Raw genomic sequence first — 667 nt, forward strand, 5'->3', positions numbered from 1 at the left:
TGACACTGGCACCCGAAGGCCGGAAGATGCTGCGGATCGAGCAGCGCAACGCGGCCGTCCCGGTGGAGCGCAAGCCGGACTGGATCAAGGCCAAGGTCCAGATGGGCCCGGAGTTCGTCGGACTCAAGAACCTCGTCAAAAAAGAAGGCCTGCACACCGTCTGCGAAGAAGCCGGCTGCCCCAACATCTTCGAATGCTGGGAAGACAAGGAAGCCACCTTCCTCATCGGCGGCTCCGAATGCACCCGCCGCTGCGACTTCTGCCAGATCGACACCGGCAAACCCTCACCCCTGGACCGGTTCGAACCCACCAAGGTGGCCCGCTCCGTGCAGTCCATGCAACTGCGCTACGCCACCGTCACCGGCGTCGCCCGCGACGACCTCGAAGACGAAGGCGTCTGGCTCTACGCCGAAACCGTCCGCAAGATCCACGAACTGAACCCCGGCACCGGCGTCGAACTGCTCATCCCCGACTTCTCCGGCAACCCCGACCACATCACCGCGATCTGCGACTCAGCCCCCGAAGTCTTCGCGCACAACGTCGAAACCGTACCGAGGATCTTCAAGCGCATCCGCCCCGCGTTCCGCTACGAACGCTCCCTGAACGTCATCACCCAGGGCCGGAACCAGGGCATGGTCACCAAATCCAACCTCATCCTGGGCATGGG

Annotated in this window: 1 protein-coding gene; it reads left to right on the forward strand. The window is 63.7% G+C overall.

The features are described from left to right. On the forward strand, window positions 1-667 hold a 667-nt coding region (locus tag AC5RUO_RS19995; RefSeq protein WP_494104445.1), incomplete at both ends, for a lipoyl synthase.

This window comes from Arthrobacter sp. Y3221087 (assembly GCF_059089905.1).